Consider the following 13,711-nt stretch of genomic DNA (forward strand, 5'->3'; position numbering starts at 1 on the left):
AAGTGGGGAGAGGCTCCGCTTGCTTTTGGGGATGCGCGACAGCGTCACGCGGTCCGGTTTTGGCTTCCTACTCGCTGGCATCGCTTGGCCCCTGACCCCTCAGTCCCTGACCCCTCAGTCCCTGAACCCAACCAAAATTCGATTTTCGATGAGATCACGCCCACGTTCCCGGATCCGCTGCGGCCTCATGGTGGTTGCGCTGATCGGCTTGGGCCTGGCCAGTCGGATGGTTCCGGGGCTTCCGGGGTTCGTGGAAGCCCACGCGGGTGATGCACTCTGGGCGGCCATGGTCTATTGGGGGCTGGCTTTCCTCTTCCCCCGTCTGACGATCCCGCTGCTCGCGGCGTCCGCCACGGCATTCGCCTTCGGCATTGAATTCAGTCAGCTCATCCAGCATCCGGTGATGATCGAGGCCCGCGCGCACTGGCTCGGAGCTCTGGTCCTGGGTCACGGATTCCTGTGGATCGACCTGGTCCGGTATGCGGTCGGCATCGCCGCGGCCGCAGGGCTCGACCGGGCGATGACCAGCGAGGGCGGGCCCACTGCCTCCGGGGGCGAGACGGCTTCACAAGCGGTCAGCGCTGAGAACTGACCCAGCGGAGCGATCGAGGCCTGCTAGCCACCCCCGACTGATGGGATGACCCGACCCTCGGTCACGCGACGACAGCCAGCCTCAGGGCTTGCACCCGGGGAGTCCTGCGGCAGGGTCGTGGCCATGGAACAGCGACGTCTTGGAACCAGTGGCCTGGTGGTGAGTGAAATCTGCATGGGCACCATGACCTTCGGGCTTCAGGCGGACGAAGCCACGGGCTTCCGGGTGATGGACAGGGCCCTCGATGCCGGGGTCGACTTCTTCGATACCGCGGAGATCTATCCGGTGCCGCCCAGCGCCGAGCTCGCCGGCGACACCGAGGCCATCGTCGGCCGTTGGTTGAAGACGAAGCCGCGCGACGGCGTGATCATCGCCAGCAAAATCGCGGGAGCCGCTCACGGCTGGTTCAACCCACCGATCCGCAATGGCAAGGCGGCACTCGACCGCCGCCACATCCGCGTCGCCGTGGAAGGCAGCCTGCGCCGACTCCAGACCGACTACATCGACCTCTATCAGATTCATTGGCCCGACCATGGGATGCGTGCGGAAGACACGCTCGAGGCACTCGATGAACTGGTGAGGGAAGGAAAGATCCGCGCGATCGGCACGAGCAACGACAACGCCTACGGCCTGATGAAGGGGCTGTGGACGGCGGACCGCGAGGGCCTGACCCGCTACGACACCATCCAGAACAATTTCTCGCTCAACAACCGCCGATTCGAAGACGAGCTGGCTGACATCTGTCGTCGGGAACAGGTCAGCCTGCTCCCCTACAGCCCGATCGCGGGAGGAGTCCTGAGTGGTAAGTACAATGGTGGAGCCACTCCGGAGGGGGCGAGGTTCAGCGACTACATCGAGAACGGCGGCCCCCGCCAGAAGGCGATGGCCAACCGCTTCGTCAATCCGCGCAGCGTGGAATCCACCGAGCGCTTCATGGGCATCGCGGCCGAGGCAGGCATCGACCCGGTCACACTCGCCGTGGCGTGGAGCAAGCAGCACGACTTCGTGGCCAGCACCATCGTCGGAGTGAGCAAGGAAGATCAACTCGACCCCATCCTCGCCGCCGCCGGGCTGAAGCTGAGCCAGGAAACGCTGGACGCCATCGATGAGGTCAGCCGTGAGATCCTCTACCCGATGGGGTGACCCCCTCACCCCCCCGGCGAGCACACTTTCCGAAAACCCGAAGCCCCCTGCCCCGTATCCACGAAATGATCCGCTCCGCCATTCTCCTTGGAAGTCTCCTTACCGCCTCGGCTCTTCATGCTGCCGACTGGGAAAACTGGCGTGGCAGCGAAGGCACCGGCATCGCCCCGCAGGCCACTCCGCCGAGTTCCCAATCGCCCGACGAGAACCTGGCGTGGAAGGCACCGCTTCCCGGTCGCGGATGCTCCACCCCCATCGTCTCCGATGGCCGGATCGTCCTGACCTGCGACATCGACGGCAAGGACGGGGTCATCGCCTTCGACCTCAAGGGCAAGGAACAGTGGCGGACCACGCTGGGCAAGGCGGCCGGAATCCGCCACCGGAATGCGGGGAGCGGGTGCAATCCTTCGGCCATCACGGACGGCGAGCACATCTTCGTTTACTTCAAGTCGGGAACCCTTGCCGCGCTGACGAAGGACGGCAAGGAGGTGTGGCAGAAAAACCTGCACGAGAGCTACTCGGCGGATGGCCTGAAGTGGGACCTCGGCACCTCACCGATCTTCGCCGGCGGCCATGTCGTCGTCGCCCTGCTTCACAACAAGCACCCGTCCTTCCTGCTGGCATTCGACAAGAAGAGCGGCAAGGAGGTCTGGAAAACGGCGCGTGACTACCCGGCTCCGGCCGAAGCCCAGGATGCCTACACCACCCCGTTCGTGACCGAGATCGACGGCAGGGAAACCATCGTCACCTGGGGGTGCGACCACCTCAGCGGTCACGACGCCACCACCGGCGAGGAACTCTGGAAACACGGGGATTTCAATCCCGGTCAGAAAAGCAACTGGCGGGTCATCGCCTCCGCCGTCGAGTCCGACGGCATCGCACTGGTGCCGTTCGGGCGCGGGGACTTCATCGCCGGCGTGAAGCTGGGCGGAAAAGGTGACACAACCGCGACCCACCGGCTGTGGACGCACAAGGGCATCGGTGCGGACTCCTGCACTCCCGCTGCCAAGGATGGCAAATTCTACGTGCTCAACGACAAGGGCAAGGACCGCGGCATGGTCAGCTGCATCGACCCCAAATCAGGAAAAGTCGAGTGGCAGACGAAGTTCCCGAAGGGAGCCGCGATTTACTACTCCTCCCCCTTGATTGCCGGGGACAAGCTGTTTGCCGCGCGCTCCGACGGGTCGCTCTTCAGCGGCACCCTCACCGACGACGGACTCACCGACCTGGCCGAGAACAAGCTGGGCGAGACCCTCGTTGCCACTCCGATCGCCGTCGGGTCCCGGCTTCTGGTCCGCAGTCACGACCACCTCTGGTGCTTCGAGTGACTGGCGATTCCAAACAGGCACGACTTTCCTACTAGATCCATCGTCGAATCTCTCCAGACTCCCGGGAACCATGAGCAATCCACCACCCATCCCCGCCGCCTCGCCAAGCTACACGCTGGCTGAATTCGTCCAATCGACCGCCCAACAGGACAAGGGCCATGGTTTGTTCGAAAAGGAGACCGAGCGACTGCTCGAAGTAAACCTCAACGGCCGCATCAATACCAAGATGGGGTCGATGGTCGCCTACCACGGGCAGATCAAGTTCACCCGCGAGAAGATGATGGATCAGGGCATGGGCAACCTGCTCAAGAAGGCCATTTCCGGTGAAGGCATGAGCATCACCTACGCCGACGGCCAGGGGAAACTCTACCTCGCGGACGCCGGCAAGAAGGTCAGCATCATCAACCTCCAGAACGAGAGCATCTTCATCAACGGCAACGACGTGCTGGCCTTCGAGCCGACGCTCACCCACAAAATCAGCATGATGAAGCGGGTCGCCGCCATGGTCAGCGGTGGTTTGTTCAACGTGCACCTCAGCGGCAGCGGCATGGTCGCCCTGACCACCCACTACGAACCGGTGACCCTCAAGGTGGAACCTGGCAAGCCCGTCTTCACCGATCCGAATGCCACCGTCGCCTGGAGCGGCAACCTGATGCCCGAACTCAAGAAGGACATTTCGCTCCGGACCTTCATCGGCCGTGCCTCCGGCGAGTCCTTCCAGATGTGCTTCCAGGGCGAAGGCTTCGTCGTCATCCAGCCCTACGAGGAAGTCGCCTTCCAGCCACAGGGTTGAAGGCACAGGCCGCCGGTGGAGCCGGATCGGCAGCCTTGGAAATGTGATTCACACAATCCATCTCCGCCATCGTGAGACGCCAGCACCGCGCAAGGACGACGCGGTGCGGTGTCATGTCACCGCGCGCGTGACCCGCGCCGGCACCCCGGTCGCGAGCATCCCGGGAGGGATATCACGAGTGACCACACTTCCCGCTCCGATCACGCTACCCTCACCGAGGGTGACTCCGCCCAGCACAGTGACCGAGGCCCCGATCCATACCCGATCCCCGACGGTGATGGGCGAGGCGAATGTGCGGTATGGAGCATGGTCCGGACCCGTCGAGGGAACGACACGTTGTCCGGGGTCAAGTGGGTGGCTCGCCGTGCACAGGCGGACGCCCGGGCCGATCAGGACATCCGACCCGATGCGAACCTCGGCGCAGTCCTGAATGAAACAGTCCACATTGAGATAACTTCTCTCCCCGATGGTGAAATGCCTGCCATACTCGCAGGAGAACGGCGGCTCGATCCAGGCATCTTCAGCGATGCCTGCCATGAGGCTGCGAAGGATCTCCATGCGGTCCTTCGAGCCCGCTGAGCCATTGAATCGCTCAAGAGTCTCGGCGGCCCGCCAGTACAGGGCGATCAGCTCAGGATCTCGCGGGTGGTATTCCTCACCCGCCAGCATCATTTTTTTCCCGCTCGGTGATCCTCGATGAGGGATCAATCGCTGTGGAAATCGTCACCCTCCATTTCGCCACCTTCCTCGAAGTCCACTTCGCGGACCCGCTTCAGATCGCGCAGGCGCTCGACTTGTTCGCGCAGCGTTTCGCGAAGCTCCACGGCGTTGGAGATGGCGTGAAGCTCGACCTTCGGGTGCGAGCGGTCGGAGGTGTCGAGATGCACGGTGGCCAGGCCGAAAATCCGCAGCATGAACGGCTTGTCCATGGTCGTGTCCTTGACCCGGTAAAGCTCGAGCTCGTCGATCTTCTGGTTCAGCACACCGGTGTAGAGGCGAAGGCGCTCGTTGGTGAGTTCATACACGCGGCATCGCACGGTGAGGAATTTCCAGAGCATCCAGACCAGCGGGATGATCCCTGCGAACCAGGCCGGCGGGAAGAAGGTCCCGCCGATGCCGATGCCGACGATCAACAGGGTCCCGACAAGGTAGGTTCCGAGGTTCAGCAGTTGCGACGGACGCCCCTTCCACAGCACATTTTCACTCATGCATGAAGCTTGAGGATGCGTGATCCATCCTGCCAGTGTAGAAATCATCCGGATGTGGAATGCTCGTGAGCCTCGCGGGCCGTCGCAACCATCCACCACCCGACGGGTTCCATCCCTCATGAAAGCGATTCTCCTGCTACTCCCCCTCCTCCTGATCGCCGCGCAGCCCGCGGAGCTGAAGGATATCCCCTACCTGAAGGATGCCACCCCTTTGCAAAAGCTCGATCTCTACCTGCCGGACAAGGGAGAAGCGCCCCATCCGGTCGTCATCGCCATCCATGGCGGCGGCTGGGCGATCGGAGACAAGAAGAACCACTCGTTCGTGCAGCCGAAAACCCGCTGGTTCAACGAGCACGGCTACATCGTCGCCTCCGTGAACTACCGCCTCTCCCCCGCGGTCAGGCACCCGGCCCACATCGAGGACGTCTGCTCCGCCATTGCCTGGATCCAGCAACACATCGCCAGGCACGGAGGAGATCCTCGACGCATCTACCTGCTCGGCCACTCGGCCGGAGCTCACCTCGCCGCGCTCGCGGCAGTGGATCAGAAACGCCTGCGGGAAGCCGGGGCGAAACCCTCCGCAATCCAGGGCGCCATCCTCATCGATGGCGCAGGCTACGACGTCCCCCGCCAGATGCGCACCGGCACACCGCTCGCCCGCGTCGAGGGCATGTATGCAGAGGCATTTACGCTCGATCCCGCCGTGCAGCGCGACGCCTCCCCCACCCTCAAGGTCGACCGCAAGCCTCCGCCTTTTCTCATCCTTCACGTCAAGAACCGGATCGACTCCAAACTTCAGTCCGAAGGCCTGGCCAGAGCACTGGAGAGCAAGGGAGGCACTGCTGAAGTCGTTCCCGTCTGGGGCAAGACGCACATGACCATCAACCGCGACTTCGGCCGACCCGGCGATGCCACCACCGAGGCCGCCGCCCGGTTCCTCGGCCTGCCGGTGGAGCCCGCACCACCGCGGCGCAAACTGCGCAACGGCCCCCCATCCAAGTAGCGCCACGGTGCGGGAACCCCTTGCCCGGCCCGACCCACCCACCATGACCCGCATTCCACTCCTCCTTCTCTTCGCGCTCTCGCCCCTCTGCCCCGCGGCGGAATCCGGGATCGATGCCGCGGCCGCGCAGGCCGCCAAGGCCATCCCCGGTGCATGCATCGTCCATGGCGAAAGCCGTGCCGGATCCCGACGCTTCACCCTCCACGGCGAAGCGCCCGGAGAAGAAGGCGATCCCCAGCGGGCCCTGTTCGAGATCGGCTCGATCAGCAAGGTATTCACCGGTCTCCTGCTGGCCATCGCCGTCGAAGAAAAACAGCTCAGCTACCAGAATACCCTCAGCGACCTAACAGACATCTCATTCACTGACCCCGCGGTCGGCCGCATCACCCTGCTCCAGCTCGCCACCCATACCAGCGGCCTGCCCCGACTTCCGACCCGGTATCCCTTCGATGTCCTCGACGATCCCTACGCCGACTACGACCGCCAGAAGCTGGACGCCTGGCTGAAGACGGCATCGCTCGAAGGTGAGCCACCCTACGACGCCTCCTATTCCAATCTCGGGTTCGGACTTCTCGGCGACCTCCTTTCCCGTGCATACGGGAAGACATGGAACGAGCTGGTGCAGGAGAAGATCGCAGGCCCGCTTGGACTTACCGACACCACCCAGCACCCCTCCGCCGAGCAACTGGGCCGCTTGATGCCGCCCCGCTCCGGATCGGAAGCCGGCCACCGTTGGAGATTCAGTGCGCTCGCCGGCGCCGGGGCGCTCTACTCCACCGCGTCCGACCTGCTCCGCTTCGGAGAAGCCTTCATCCATCCCGATCAGACCCCCTTCGCCAAGGCCATCCGCGAGGTCACCACCATCCACAGCCGGGCCCACGGACTGGGAGGCCCCGTCGGCCTGGGCATCATGGTTCGCCAACTGCACGGGAAGCCCGAGTTCTCGCACTCCGGTGGCACCGGCGGCTACCGCAGCCATCTCCAGATCCTGCCAGAAGACAAGCTCGTCCACGCCATCCTCATCAACCACAGCGACAGCGCACCCGCCGCCCTCCTCAACGCGGCGGACCATCGTTCCGAACAGGAAGCGGTCGACACCATCAAAGTCGACAAGGCCGCCCTCGACCGACTCGTCGGAATCTATCAGATCGGCCCCGCTTCGAAGTTCACCGTCATTCGCCGGGACGAACTCCTCATGGCGCAGTTGACCGGCCAGCCCTTCATCGCCCTCGATCCCCTCACCCCCACACGCTTTCGCTACCGTGGCGTGGATGCCGAACTACAGTTCAACCCCGGGAACGAGAAACCCATCGGCCTGACCCTGTTTCAGAACGGCCGCGAGATCGAGGCCAAGCGCACGGCCGAGACACCGCCGTCGATTCTTTTCCCAAAGGCCGCACAACTCGCCGCCTACGAAGGGAACTACAAACTCGGATTCGGCGGCGTGCTCAAGATCACCGCAAGAGGCGACACCCTCTTCGCCCAACTCACCAACCAACCCGCCTTTCCGGTCTTCATGACCGAGCAAGACCGATTCCAATACCTCGTCACCGAAGCCGCTCTCGAGTTCAAGCGCGACGCGAACGAGGAGGTCCGTGGACTCATCCTGCACCAGAACGGCAAGCACGAGGCCACCAAACAGTGAGGCCCGGCGGCTACTCGAAGTAGGTGTCTTCGTGGCGGTAGGGCGGCGCACAGCAGCAAAGGAAACGAAGTGAATCCACCGCGGTGATCTGATGCCACGCTCCCGCCGGGATCAGGATGGCGTCGCCCACGCCGACATCGCGCGCCTCACCGTCGATCTCCATCGACCCACAACCCTCGAGGATGAAGTAGAACTCCTCACTGTCCTTGTGCCAGTGACGTTCGGTCGCTCCGCCCGCAGGGATCGTCGCCTCGGCGAGGCTCTGCTTCTCCACCGGCGCATTGGCCAGATCCAGAATGCTGCGGATGGTCGAGCCATCCTTGGTGGTGAAAGGCTGCTGATCAGAGAGCGCACGTATTTCCATGGGCCCATCCCTGAACCTCCATCACTCAGTCGCCAAGAAAAACAAACTCCTCCGCCAGACGGTTCAGCGACTGCCTCGCTTGCGGCAGGCATTCGGAAAGTTCGCCGAACAACTTGCGTGGCACCCCACGGGGAGCGGCCGTGTTCTCCGACGCATCCTTGTACACCCGACTCGCAAACTGCTCGTAGAACTCGATCCCCGGCGCCCCGCCACGCTCGCACCTCCGCTGGAGAAATCCGGGAAACAACCCGGTCAGCACCAGGAACTGGTTGCCCGCCGCGATCTGCAGGTGGAAGCGAAGACGGCCCGTCGCATTCTCGAGGATCGCGACGAAGTCGGCCGCATGCGTCAGTCCGGATGGCACTCCTGTTAGAGCATCCCCCTTCACCGCACTCACCCGCTCGGTCATCACGCCTGCCACGAAATCCGCCAGACCCGCATCCTCGATCCCCGCTTCGAGAAACGAATGACGCACCAGCACATAAAAGTAGAAGGCCGGCGATACCGAGATCGCCCCGGTCGAATCCAACAACCCACGCAACACGGGTTTCAGATCGAGAAGCTCCCGCAGCGCCTGGGGATCTTCCCATAGCGTCCATAGATGGCGATGCGCTTCGCCGGGGGCCAGTTGCTGGGAGAGAAAACTGAAATCGGCCGCCGTAAAGCGGTCACAGCTAGAAGGAATCCAGTCAGCCACCATCCCTAGTCGACTAGCAAAGAATGCGGGTTCATGACCACCCAAAAACTTAATGAATCCTAACTAAAGTTTTCCGAAGCATCACGCATGGCCGCCTCATTCTTTCAAAAAATCCTCCTGATTTTGCTTGCATCTCTCCAACCACTGTCGTAGGGGCCCCCGCCGCTCGGAATCGGGTGGCACCACCACGATCGACCCATGAAACGGACCACCATTCCTCAACTTCTGGCCTTCGTCATTGCCCTCTCACTGAGCTCTTGCGCCTCTTTCGGTAACAACACCGACAAGAAGACCGCCGAGAAGAGCGAGTGGAACATCCGCTCCATCCACCACGGCAAGGCATCGTGGTACGGCATCCGCTGCAATGGCGGCACCCACACCGCCAGCGGCGAGACACTCTGCAACCACGCGCCCACCGCAGCCCACAAGACGCTGCCCATGGGCACCAAGGTGCGCGTGACCAACCTCAACAACGGCAAGTCCGAAGTGGTCCGCATCAACGATCGCGGCCCCTACATCCACGGACGCATCATCGATGTGACCGAAGGCGTCGCCAAGCGCCTCGACTTCTACAAGCGCGGCATCGTTCGCGTGAAAGTGGAAGTGCTCGAGAAGAACAGCGAGGACGAAGAGGAAGTTTCCTGAGCAACCCGCTCAAATCCTTCACGGCTGCCCTTCCCACGAGGGGCAGCCGTTTTCATGTACGGACATCAAGTGGGGCTCGCAGGTCCTTTTGCATCGAACTTCCACTGCGCCGGACTAACCTAGTCCCATGAGCTTGGGCGAAACCCTACCAAAGAACATCATCCTGATCGGCTTCATGGGCTGCGGGAAGTCAACCATCGGCCGACATCTCGGCAAGCTGCTTGGCTACCCGGTCGTGGATACCGACGAGCTGATCGAGGCCAAGGCCTCCATGCCGATCAACGACATCTTCGCCAAGCGCGGCGAAGACTACTTCCGCCAACTCGAAGCCGCCGTGCTGCAGGAGCTGTCCGCTCCCGATGCCCCGAGGCGCATCATTTCCACCGGCGGTGGCATCGTCACCCGCAAGGTGAACCGAAGGCTGATCAAACAACTCGGCTACGTCGTCTGGCTGCAGGTCTCCGCCGACGAGATCTACAAACGCACCGCGCGCAACCACGACCGCCCCTTGCTCAAGACCGAGAACCCGAAACAGGTCATCGAAACCATGCTGACCGAGCGCGAACCGCTCTACTCCGACTGCTCGGATCTCACCCTGGATTCCGGGGACCTCGACGCCGAGGAAATCGCCTGCGGGATTCTCGAAAGCGCCCGCTACCACTTCTCCAGCGGCGCCTGACGACAGCGATACCGACCGACCCCGTGTCCGCCGAATCCATCAAACAGCTCGCCGCCGAGCTCGGCTTCGACGACTGCCGCATCGCCGCAGCAGGCACCGCCACCCACGCCGACTCCTTCCAGGCGTGGATCGATGACGGCTGCCACGGCGAGATGGGCTGGCTCGAGCGCACCCCGGAACGCCGCTGTGATCCCCGCGAGGTCCTCCCCGGCTGCCGCTCGGTCGTTTCACTCGCCATCAACTACTACCCCGGCCCGAATCCGGACACCGGCTGGCGCATCGCACGCTACTCGTGGAACGAGGACTACCACGACCTCGTCGAGAAGAAGCTCAAGCAGATGAATGCCGCCATGGTCGAACTCGGCGGCACCCAACGCTACTACGTCGACACCGGCCCCGTCCTCGAACGCGACTTCGCCAGCGACGCCGGCCTCGGCTGGAACGGCAAGTCCACCGTGCAGATCCACCGCCACCTCGGCACCTGGTTCTTCCTCGCCGAACTCCTGACCACGCTCGACCTGCCCGCCGACGAACCCTTCGGAGACCACTGCGGAAAGTGTACCCGCTGCATCGATGCCTGCCCCACCGATGCCATCACCGAACCGCACCGCGTGGATGCCCGCCGCTGCATCTCCTACCTGACCATCGAGCACAAGGGAGCCATCCCGATGGAGTTCCGCAAGGCCATCGGCAACCGGCTCTACGGATGCGACGAATGCCTCGAAGTCTGCCCGTGGAACCGCTTTGCCAAACTCTCCCGAGAGTCCCGCTTCCACGCCCGCGAAGAGATTTTCGACAAGTCGACCCGCGACTTCCTCGATCTAACCGTCGAGGAATTCCGCACCGTCTTCCGCAAGAACCCGATCAAGCGCATCAAGCTCCCCCGCTTCCAGCGAAACGTCTGCGTCGTCCTCGGCAACACCGGCACCGTCGACGACCTCCCCGCCCTCGAACGGGCCGCCCAGCATGAAGACCCCCTCGTCGCCGAGCACGCCACCTGGGCCATCGGGGAGATCAAGAAACGGGCATCTCATTGACCACGCCTCACCCCGGACCGCGTGGCACCGGCCGCGCACCAAACCGAGGCAGTCTCGCCTGCTTCTTCCTCCAAGAGATCTAATCGTCTTCCAGAGACTCCTGCTGAAGGGAAGGGTCCCTACGGCAGTCGAGCACCCGGTAAACGACCGCCATGTCCTCGTCCATGCGGTAGTAGATCGCGTAAGGAAAACGCTTTGAGAGCAATCGGTGAAAGCCGAACACCTCCCGATGAATTCCGGCGTAAAGAACGAGCGAGTCGATATCTGAAAAGAGGCAGTCTTGAAAGTAGTCGCCGACACCAGGCTCCTGGCTCTCGTAGAAATCTCTCCCGGCTTGAAGGTCGAGCATTGCCGACTCAAGAAGGCTGATCCTCATGAATGACTCCTCAGACGACGCTTCGCCTCCGCCCAATCGACTCGCTGCTCTTCTCCAGATTTGTACCGTCCCTCGGTCTCGTGGAGCGCAGCCTCGTGCCAAGATGGCGATTCAAATCCGTCGCCGATCGAGGTGAGATCCGACCACAGTGCCTCCATCAACCTCAGCTTCTCAACCTTGGGCAGCCGCATCACCTCTTCTTCCACACTCACGTCCGCGAAGCTATCATCGGAAACCTCAGACCTCAAGCACCTCATCCGGACCGCGTGGCGCCAGCCGCGCATCAAACCGAGGCAGCCCCTTTCCCTCAAGATTCGGCAAAATAGTCGGAGTCGATTTTCTTCACATCGTATGTCGAAGCACTCGATACACCAATGCCGTGATCGAACATCAGTTTCGCGAGGCGGGCTCCATCAATCAGGATGATCTTGGAATCGATCATCGAAACGTAGCTGAGCGCTTCAGCAGAAAATCCGGATGTCGTAATGAAGATTCCCTTCCGAGCACGTTGACCTTGAAGCGCCCCGGCAAATTTCTGGATCTCTGGACGCCCGACAGTTCCCTCCCAGCGCTTCGCCTGAAGATAGATGATATCCAGACCCAACGGATCTTCTTTGATGATACCATCGATACCTTCATCGCCTGAACGGCCAAGGGCTTCCCCTGCATCCTTCCGGCTACCGCCATACCCCATCCTTACGACCAGATCCACAACGACTCGTTCGAGGAAATCTGGCGGGTTATCCATGATCAGGCTCAGCAACTCCGACTCGATCTGCTGACGCACCTTCAGGTATGCATTCTCCAAAGATTCCTCAGGAGTCTGGCTCTCCGGTGCATCGTCATCGCCCTCGCTCGCATCATCCCTCGTTCTCTTGCGGTTTCTGAATTCCCGGTAGTCTTCAAACGTTCCAAGCACTCTCAGGTCGACTCGCTCAGGATACTCTTGGAGCACATGCCTGCCACGCTCAGTAATTACGGAAACAGCGCGACGAGGGGAATCTAGCAGACCTGCCTGTGAAATGTGAGTTTTCGCCCACGCTACTCGATTATCAAACAATCGAGCTCCGCCACTAGGAAGCATCTCTCGTCGCTCTTCCTCAGTCAGGTTGAACTGGTCAGCCAACTTACCAACCAGATCCCGGTTGATATGTTCGTTACCGTCTTCATGCGCAGCTAGCAAGGGACGCATGATCGTTTGAAAATCAGGAATGGGCATTGGCTTCGTTCAATTGGTTGGCTGCTAGATGCTCGTGCAAGCTGGAGGTAACATCGTTCATCCACAAGTATGAAGGTGTCGCCTACCCTCAAGCCTTCATCTTCGCCGCCTGCTTCCTCAGGCCATCCAGCACCGCCGTCGCCAGCACACCCGGCTTGCCACGCCAGACTCCCGCCACCTTCAATTCAGGAAAGCCCTTGAGCGGCATCTCGGTGACTCCCTTCGGGATCTTCATCCCGGGGATGTGGGCGCCCACCCCGACACCGAAACCACGGCCCACGTAGGCATTGATCAAGTCGATGGAGCCCAGCTCGATGCTCGCCGGCCAGTTCAGCTTCTTCCGGGTCAACCCCTTGGCAAAGAGACGCGACAGCGCGGAGTCATTCGAAGGGCGGATGAGCGGAAACTTCCCACACAGCGCCTTGAGCCCGGACCGCGGCAACTTCATCCCGGGAGGGAGCAGCAGCACTAGCGGGAGCGAAAGGAACACCTCGCTGCGCGTGCCACTCGGCGGACTACCATCCATCTCCGAGACGACCAGATCCACCTCCTCACGCTCCAGCAGTTCGAGCGCTTCCTTCTGCGCCACGTCGCGGAGACTCAACTCCAACTCCGGCTGCATCCTGCGCACCGACTCGAGCACATCCGGCAAATACTCACGGATCACCGTCGTCGGACCTGCCATGCGGAGATGCTTGCTTGCCGTGCCGGTCACTCGCTCAGCCACCTCTAACAGTCCCCCGAAGAAGGGCGCCGCGAACTCGTATAGGTCACGCCCGGCCGGTGTCAGCTTGAATGGCCGACGCTGGAAGAGACGCACACCCAGCTCGCTCTCGAGTTGTGAAATCTGGCCACTCACCGCCGGCTGCTGGATGCCATAGGGCATGGATCGCACGGCAGCCGTGATGCCACCCGCCCGGGCCACATGATAAAAAAGCTCGAGGTGGTGGAGGTTCGGAAGCTGCTGGGGCATTCCGCTATT

At 62.1% G+C, this 13,711-nt stretch carries 17 protein-coding genes; 9 read left to right on the top strand and 8 right to left on the bottom strand.

Annotation, left to right across the window (positions count from 1 at the left end):
* Window positions 1-148: 148 nt before the first annotated feature.
* The 4 genes from JIN81_RS06165 to JIN81_RS06180 all read left to right on the top strand — a co-directional run bounded on the left by JIN81_RS06165 (window position 149) and on the right by JIN81_RS06180 (window position 3,856).
* Window positions 149-592 carry a ribosomal maturation YjgA family protein gene (locus JIN81_RS06165; protein WP_200277728.1) on the top strand — a complete coding sequence of 148 codons (444 nt, stop codon included), beginning with the start codon at window positions 149-151 and terminating at the stop codon, window positions 590-592.
* A gap of 123 nt (window positions 593-715) precedes the next feature.
* A complete protein-coding gene (locus JIN81_RS06170; protein ID WP_200277729.1) occupies window positions 716-1,735 on the top strand; it encodes an aldo/keto reductase in 1,020 nt (339 codons plus the stop codon).
* Window positions 1,736-1,800: 65 nt separating this feature from the next.
* Window positions 1,801-3,063, top strand: a complete 1,263-nt coding sequence (locus tag JIN81_RS06175) for an outer membrane protein assembly factor BamB family protein (protein WP_200277730.1) — start codon at window positions 1,801-1,803, stop codon at window positions 3,061-3,063.
* Between the two features lie 70 nt (window positions 3,064-3,133).
* On the top strand, window positions 3,134-3,856 hold the full coding sequence (locus JIN81_RS06180) for an AIM24 family protein (protein WP_200277731.1): 723 nt from the start codon (window positions 3,134-3,136) through the stop codon (window positions 3,854-3,856).
* A gap of 111 nt (window positions 3,857-3,967) precedes the next feature.
* Here the strand turns inward: JIN81_RS06180 and JIN81_RS19440 are convergent, their stop codons facing one another.
* Together JIN81_RS19440 and JIN81_RS06190 are read right to left on the bottom strand one after the other, a co-directional pair.
* A complete protein-coding gene (locus JIN81_RS19440) occupies window positions 3,968-4,528 on the bottom strand; it encodes a sugar O-acetyltransferase (protein ID WP_200277732.1) in 561 nt (186 codons plus the stop codon).
* Window positions 4,529-4,560: 32 nt separating this feature from the next.
* Entirely contained in the window at window positions 4,561-5,064 is a 504-nt protein-coding gene (locus tag JIN81_RS06190) for a PH domain-containing protein (protein ID WP_200277733.1), read from the bottom strand.
* 118 nt (window positions 5,065-5,182) lie between these two features.
* Between JIN81_RS06190 and JIN81_RS06195 the strand changes: the two genes are divergently transcribed.
* Together JIN81_RS06195 and JIN81_RS06200 are read left to right on the top strand one after the other, a co-directional pair.
* Window positions 5,183-6,067 (top strand): alpha/beta hydrolase, encoded by an 885-nt coding sequence (locus tag JIN81_RS06195; RefSeq protein WP_200277734.1) that lies wholly within the window; start codon window positions 5,183-5,185, stop codon window positions 6,065-6,067.
* Window positions 6,068-6,110: 43 nt separating this feature from the next.
* Window positions 6,111-7,712 carry a serine hydrolase gene (locus JIN81_RS06200; protein ID WP_200277735.1) on the top strand — a complete coding sequence of 534 codons (1,602 nt, stop codon included), beginning with the start codon at window positions 6,111-6,113 and terminating at the stop codon, window positions 7,710-7,712.
* Between the two features lie 10 nt (window positions 7,713-7,722).
* Here JIN81_RS06200 and JIN81_RS06205 read toward each other — a convergent pair whose 3' ends face one another.
* On the bottom strand, window positions 7,723-8,076 hold the full coding sequence (locus JIN81_RS06205; protein ID WP_200277736.1) for a cupin domain-containing protein: 354 nt from the start codon (window positions 8,074-8,076) through the stop codon (window positions 7,723-7,725).
* A 25-nt stretch (window positions 8,077-8,101) separates the two neighbouring features.
* Window positions 8,102-8,776: a hypothetical protein gene (locus JIN81_RS06210; RefSeq protein ID WP_200277737.1), complete on the bottom strand. Its 675-nt coding sequence runs from the start codon at window positions 8,774-8,776 to the stop codon at window positions 8,102-8,104.
* 195 nt (window positions 8,777-8,971) lie between these two features.
* Here JIN81_RS06210 and JIN81_RS06215 point away from each other — a divergent pair, with 195 nt between their 5' ends.
* From JIN81_RS06215 to queG, 3 genes are all read left to right on the top strand, one after another.
* Window positions 8,972-9,418 carry a septal ring lytic transglycosylase RlpA family protein gene (locus tag JIN81_RS06215; RefSeq protein WP_200277739.1) on the top strand — a complete coding sequence of 149 codons (447 nt, stop codon included), beginning with the start codon at window positions 8,972-8,974 and terminating at the stop codon, window positions 9,416-9,418.
* A gap of 127 nt (window positions 9,419-9,545) precedes the next feature.
* Window positions 9,546-10,097, top strand: a complete 552-nt coding sequence (locus tag JIN81_RS06220) for a shikimate kinase (RefSeq protein WP_200277740.1) — start codon at window positions 9,546-9,548, stop codon at window positions 10,095-10,097.
* Between the two features lie 23 nt (window positions 10,098-10,120).
* Window positions 10,121-11,134, top strand: a complete 1,014-nt coding sequence (gene queG / locus JIN81_RS06225) for a tRNA epoxyqueuosine(34) reductase QueG (protein ID WP_325100856.1) — start codon at window positions 10,121-10,123, stop codon at window positions 11,132-11,134.
* A 79-nt stretch (window positions 11,135-11,213) separates the two neighbouring features.
* Here the strand turns inward: queG and JIN81_RS06230 are convergent, their stop codons facing one another.
* From JIN81_RS06230 to JIN81_RS06245, 4 genes are all read right to left on the bottom strand, one after another.
* Window positions 11,214-11,510: a type II toxin-antitoxin system RelE/ParE family toxin gene (locus JIN81_RS06230; protein WP_200277741.1), complete on the bottom strand. Its 297-nt coding sequence runs from the start codon at window positions 11,508-11,510 to the stop codon at window positions 11,214-11,216.
* Window positions 11,507-11,722, bottom strand: a complete 216-nt coding sequence (locus JIN81_RS06235) for an addiction module protein (protein WP_325100857.1) — start codon at window positions 11,720-11,722, stop codon at window positions 11,507-11,509. The genes JIN81_RS06230 and JIN81_RS06235 overlap by 4 nt, the downstream gene beginning before the upstream one ends.
* 95 nt (window positions 11,723-11,817) lie before the next feature.
* Window positions 11,818-12,729, bottom strand: a complete 912-nt coding sequence (locus JIN81_RS06240; RefSeq protein ID WP_200277742.1) for a restriction endonuclease — start codon at window positions 12,727-12,729, stop codon at window positions 11,818-11,820.
* 88 nt (window positions 12,730-12,817) lie between these two features.
* On the bottom strand, window positions 12,818-13,702 hold the full coding sequence (locus JIN81_RS06245; RefSeq protein ID WP_200277743.1) for a LysR family transcriptional regulator: 885 nt from the start codon (window positions 13,700-13,702) through the stop codon (window positions 12,818-12,820).
* Between the last annotated feature and the right edge of the window lie 9 nt (window positions 13,703-13,711).

It is taken from the genome of Haloferula rosea (assembly GCF_016595525.1).
Classification (GTDB): Bacteria; Verrucomicrobiota; Verrucomicrobiia; order Verrucomicrobiales; family Akkermansiaceae; genus Haloferula; species Haloferula rosea.

Excerpts from the sequence above, each read along its gene's own strand:
- JIN81_RS06165 (WP_200277728.1), top strand. The coding sequence starts at position 149 with ATGAGATCACGCCCACGTTCCCGGATCCGCTGCGGCCTCATGGTGGTT.
- JIN81_RS06170 (WP_200277729.1), top strand. The coding sequence starts at position 716 with ATGGAACAGCGACGTCTTGGAACCAGTGGCCTGGTGGTGAGTGAAATC.
- JIN81_RS06175 (WP_200277730.1), top strand. The coding sequence starts at position 1,801 with ATGATCCGCTCCGCCATTCTCCTTGGAAGTCTCCTTACCGCCTCGGCT.
- JIN81_RS06180 (WP_200277731.1), top strand. The coding sequence starts at position 3,134 with ATGAGCAATCCACCACCCATCCCCGCCGCCTCGCCAAGCTACACGCTG.
- JIN81_RS19440 (WP_200277732.1), bottom strand. The coding sequence starts at position 4,528 with ATGATGCTGGCGGGTGAGGAATACCACCCGCGAGATCCTGAGCTGATC.
- JIN81_RS06190 (WP_200277733.1), bottom strand. The coding sequence starts at position 5,064 with ATGAGTGAAAATGTGCTGTGGAAGGGGCGTCCGTCGCAACTGCTGAAC.
- JIN81_RS06195 (WP_200277734.1), top strand. The coding sequence starts at position 5,183 with ATGAAAGCGATTCTCCTGCTACTCCCCCTCCTCCTGATCGCCGCGCAG.
- JIN81_RS06200 (WP_200277735.1), top strand. The coding sequence starts at position 6,111 with ATGACCCGCATTCCACTCCTCCTTCTCTTCGCGCTCTCGCCCCTCTGC.
- JIN81_RS06205 (WP_200277736.1), bottom strand. The coding sequence starts at position 8,076 with ATGGAAATACGTGCGCTCTCTGATCAGCAGCCTTTCACCACCAAGGAT.
- JIN81_RS06210 (WP_200277737.1), bottom strand. The coding sequence starts at position 8,776 with ATGGTGGCTGACTGGATTCCTTCTAGCTGTGACCGCTTTACGGCGGCC.
- JIN81_RS06215 (WP_200277739.1), top strand. The coding sequence starts at position 8,972 with ATGAAACGGACCACCATTCCTCAACTTCTGGCCTTCGTCATTGCCCTC.
- JIN81_RS06220 (WP_200277740.1), top strand. The coding sequence starts at position 9,546 with ATGAGCTTGGGCGAAACCCTACCAAAGAACATCATCCTGATCGGCTTC.
- JIN81_RS06230 (WP_200277741.1), bottom strand. The coding sequence starts at position 11,510 with ATGAGGATCAGCCTTCTTGAGTCGGCAATGCTCGACCTTCAAGCCGGG.
- JIN81_RS06240 (WP_200277742.1), bottom strand. The coding sequence starts at position 12,729 with ATGCCCATTCCTGATTTTCAAACGATCATGCGTCCCTTGCTAGCTGCG.
- JIN81_RS06245 (WP_200277743.1), bottom strand. The coding sequence starts at position 13,702 with ATGCCCCAGCAGCTTCCGAACCTCCACCACCTCGAGCTTTTTTATCAT.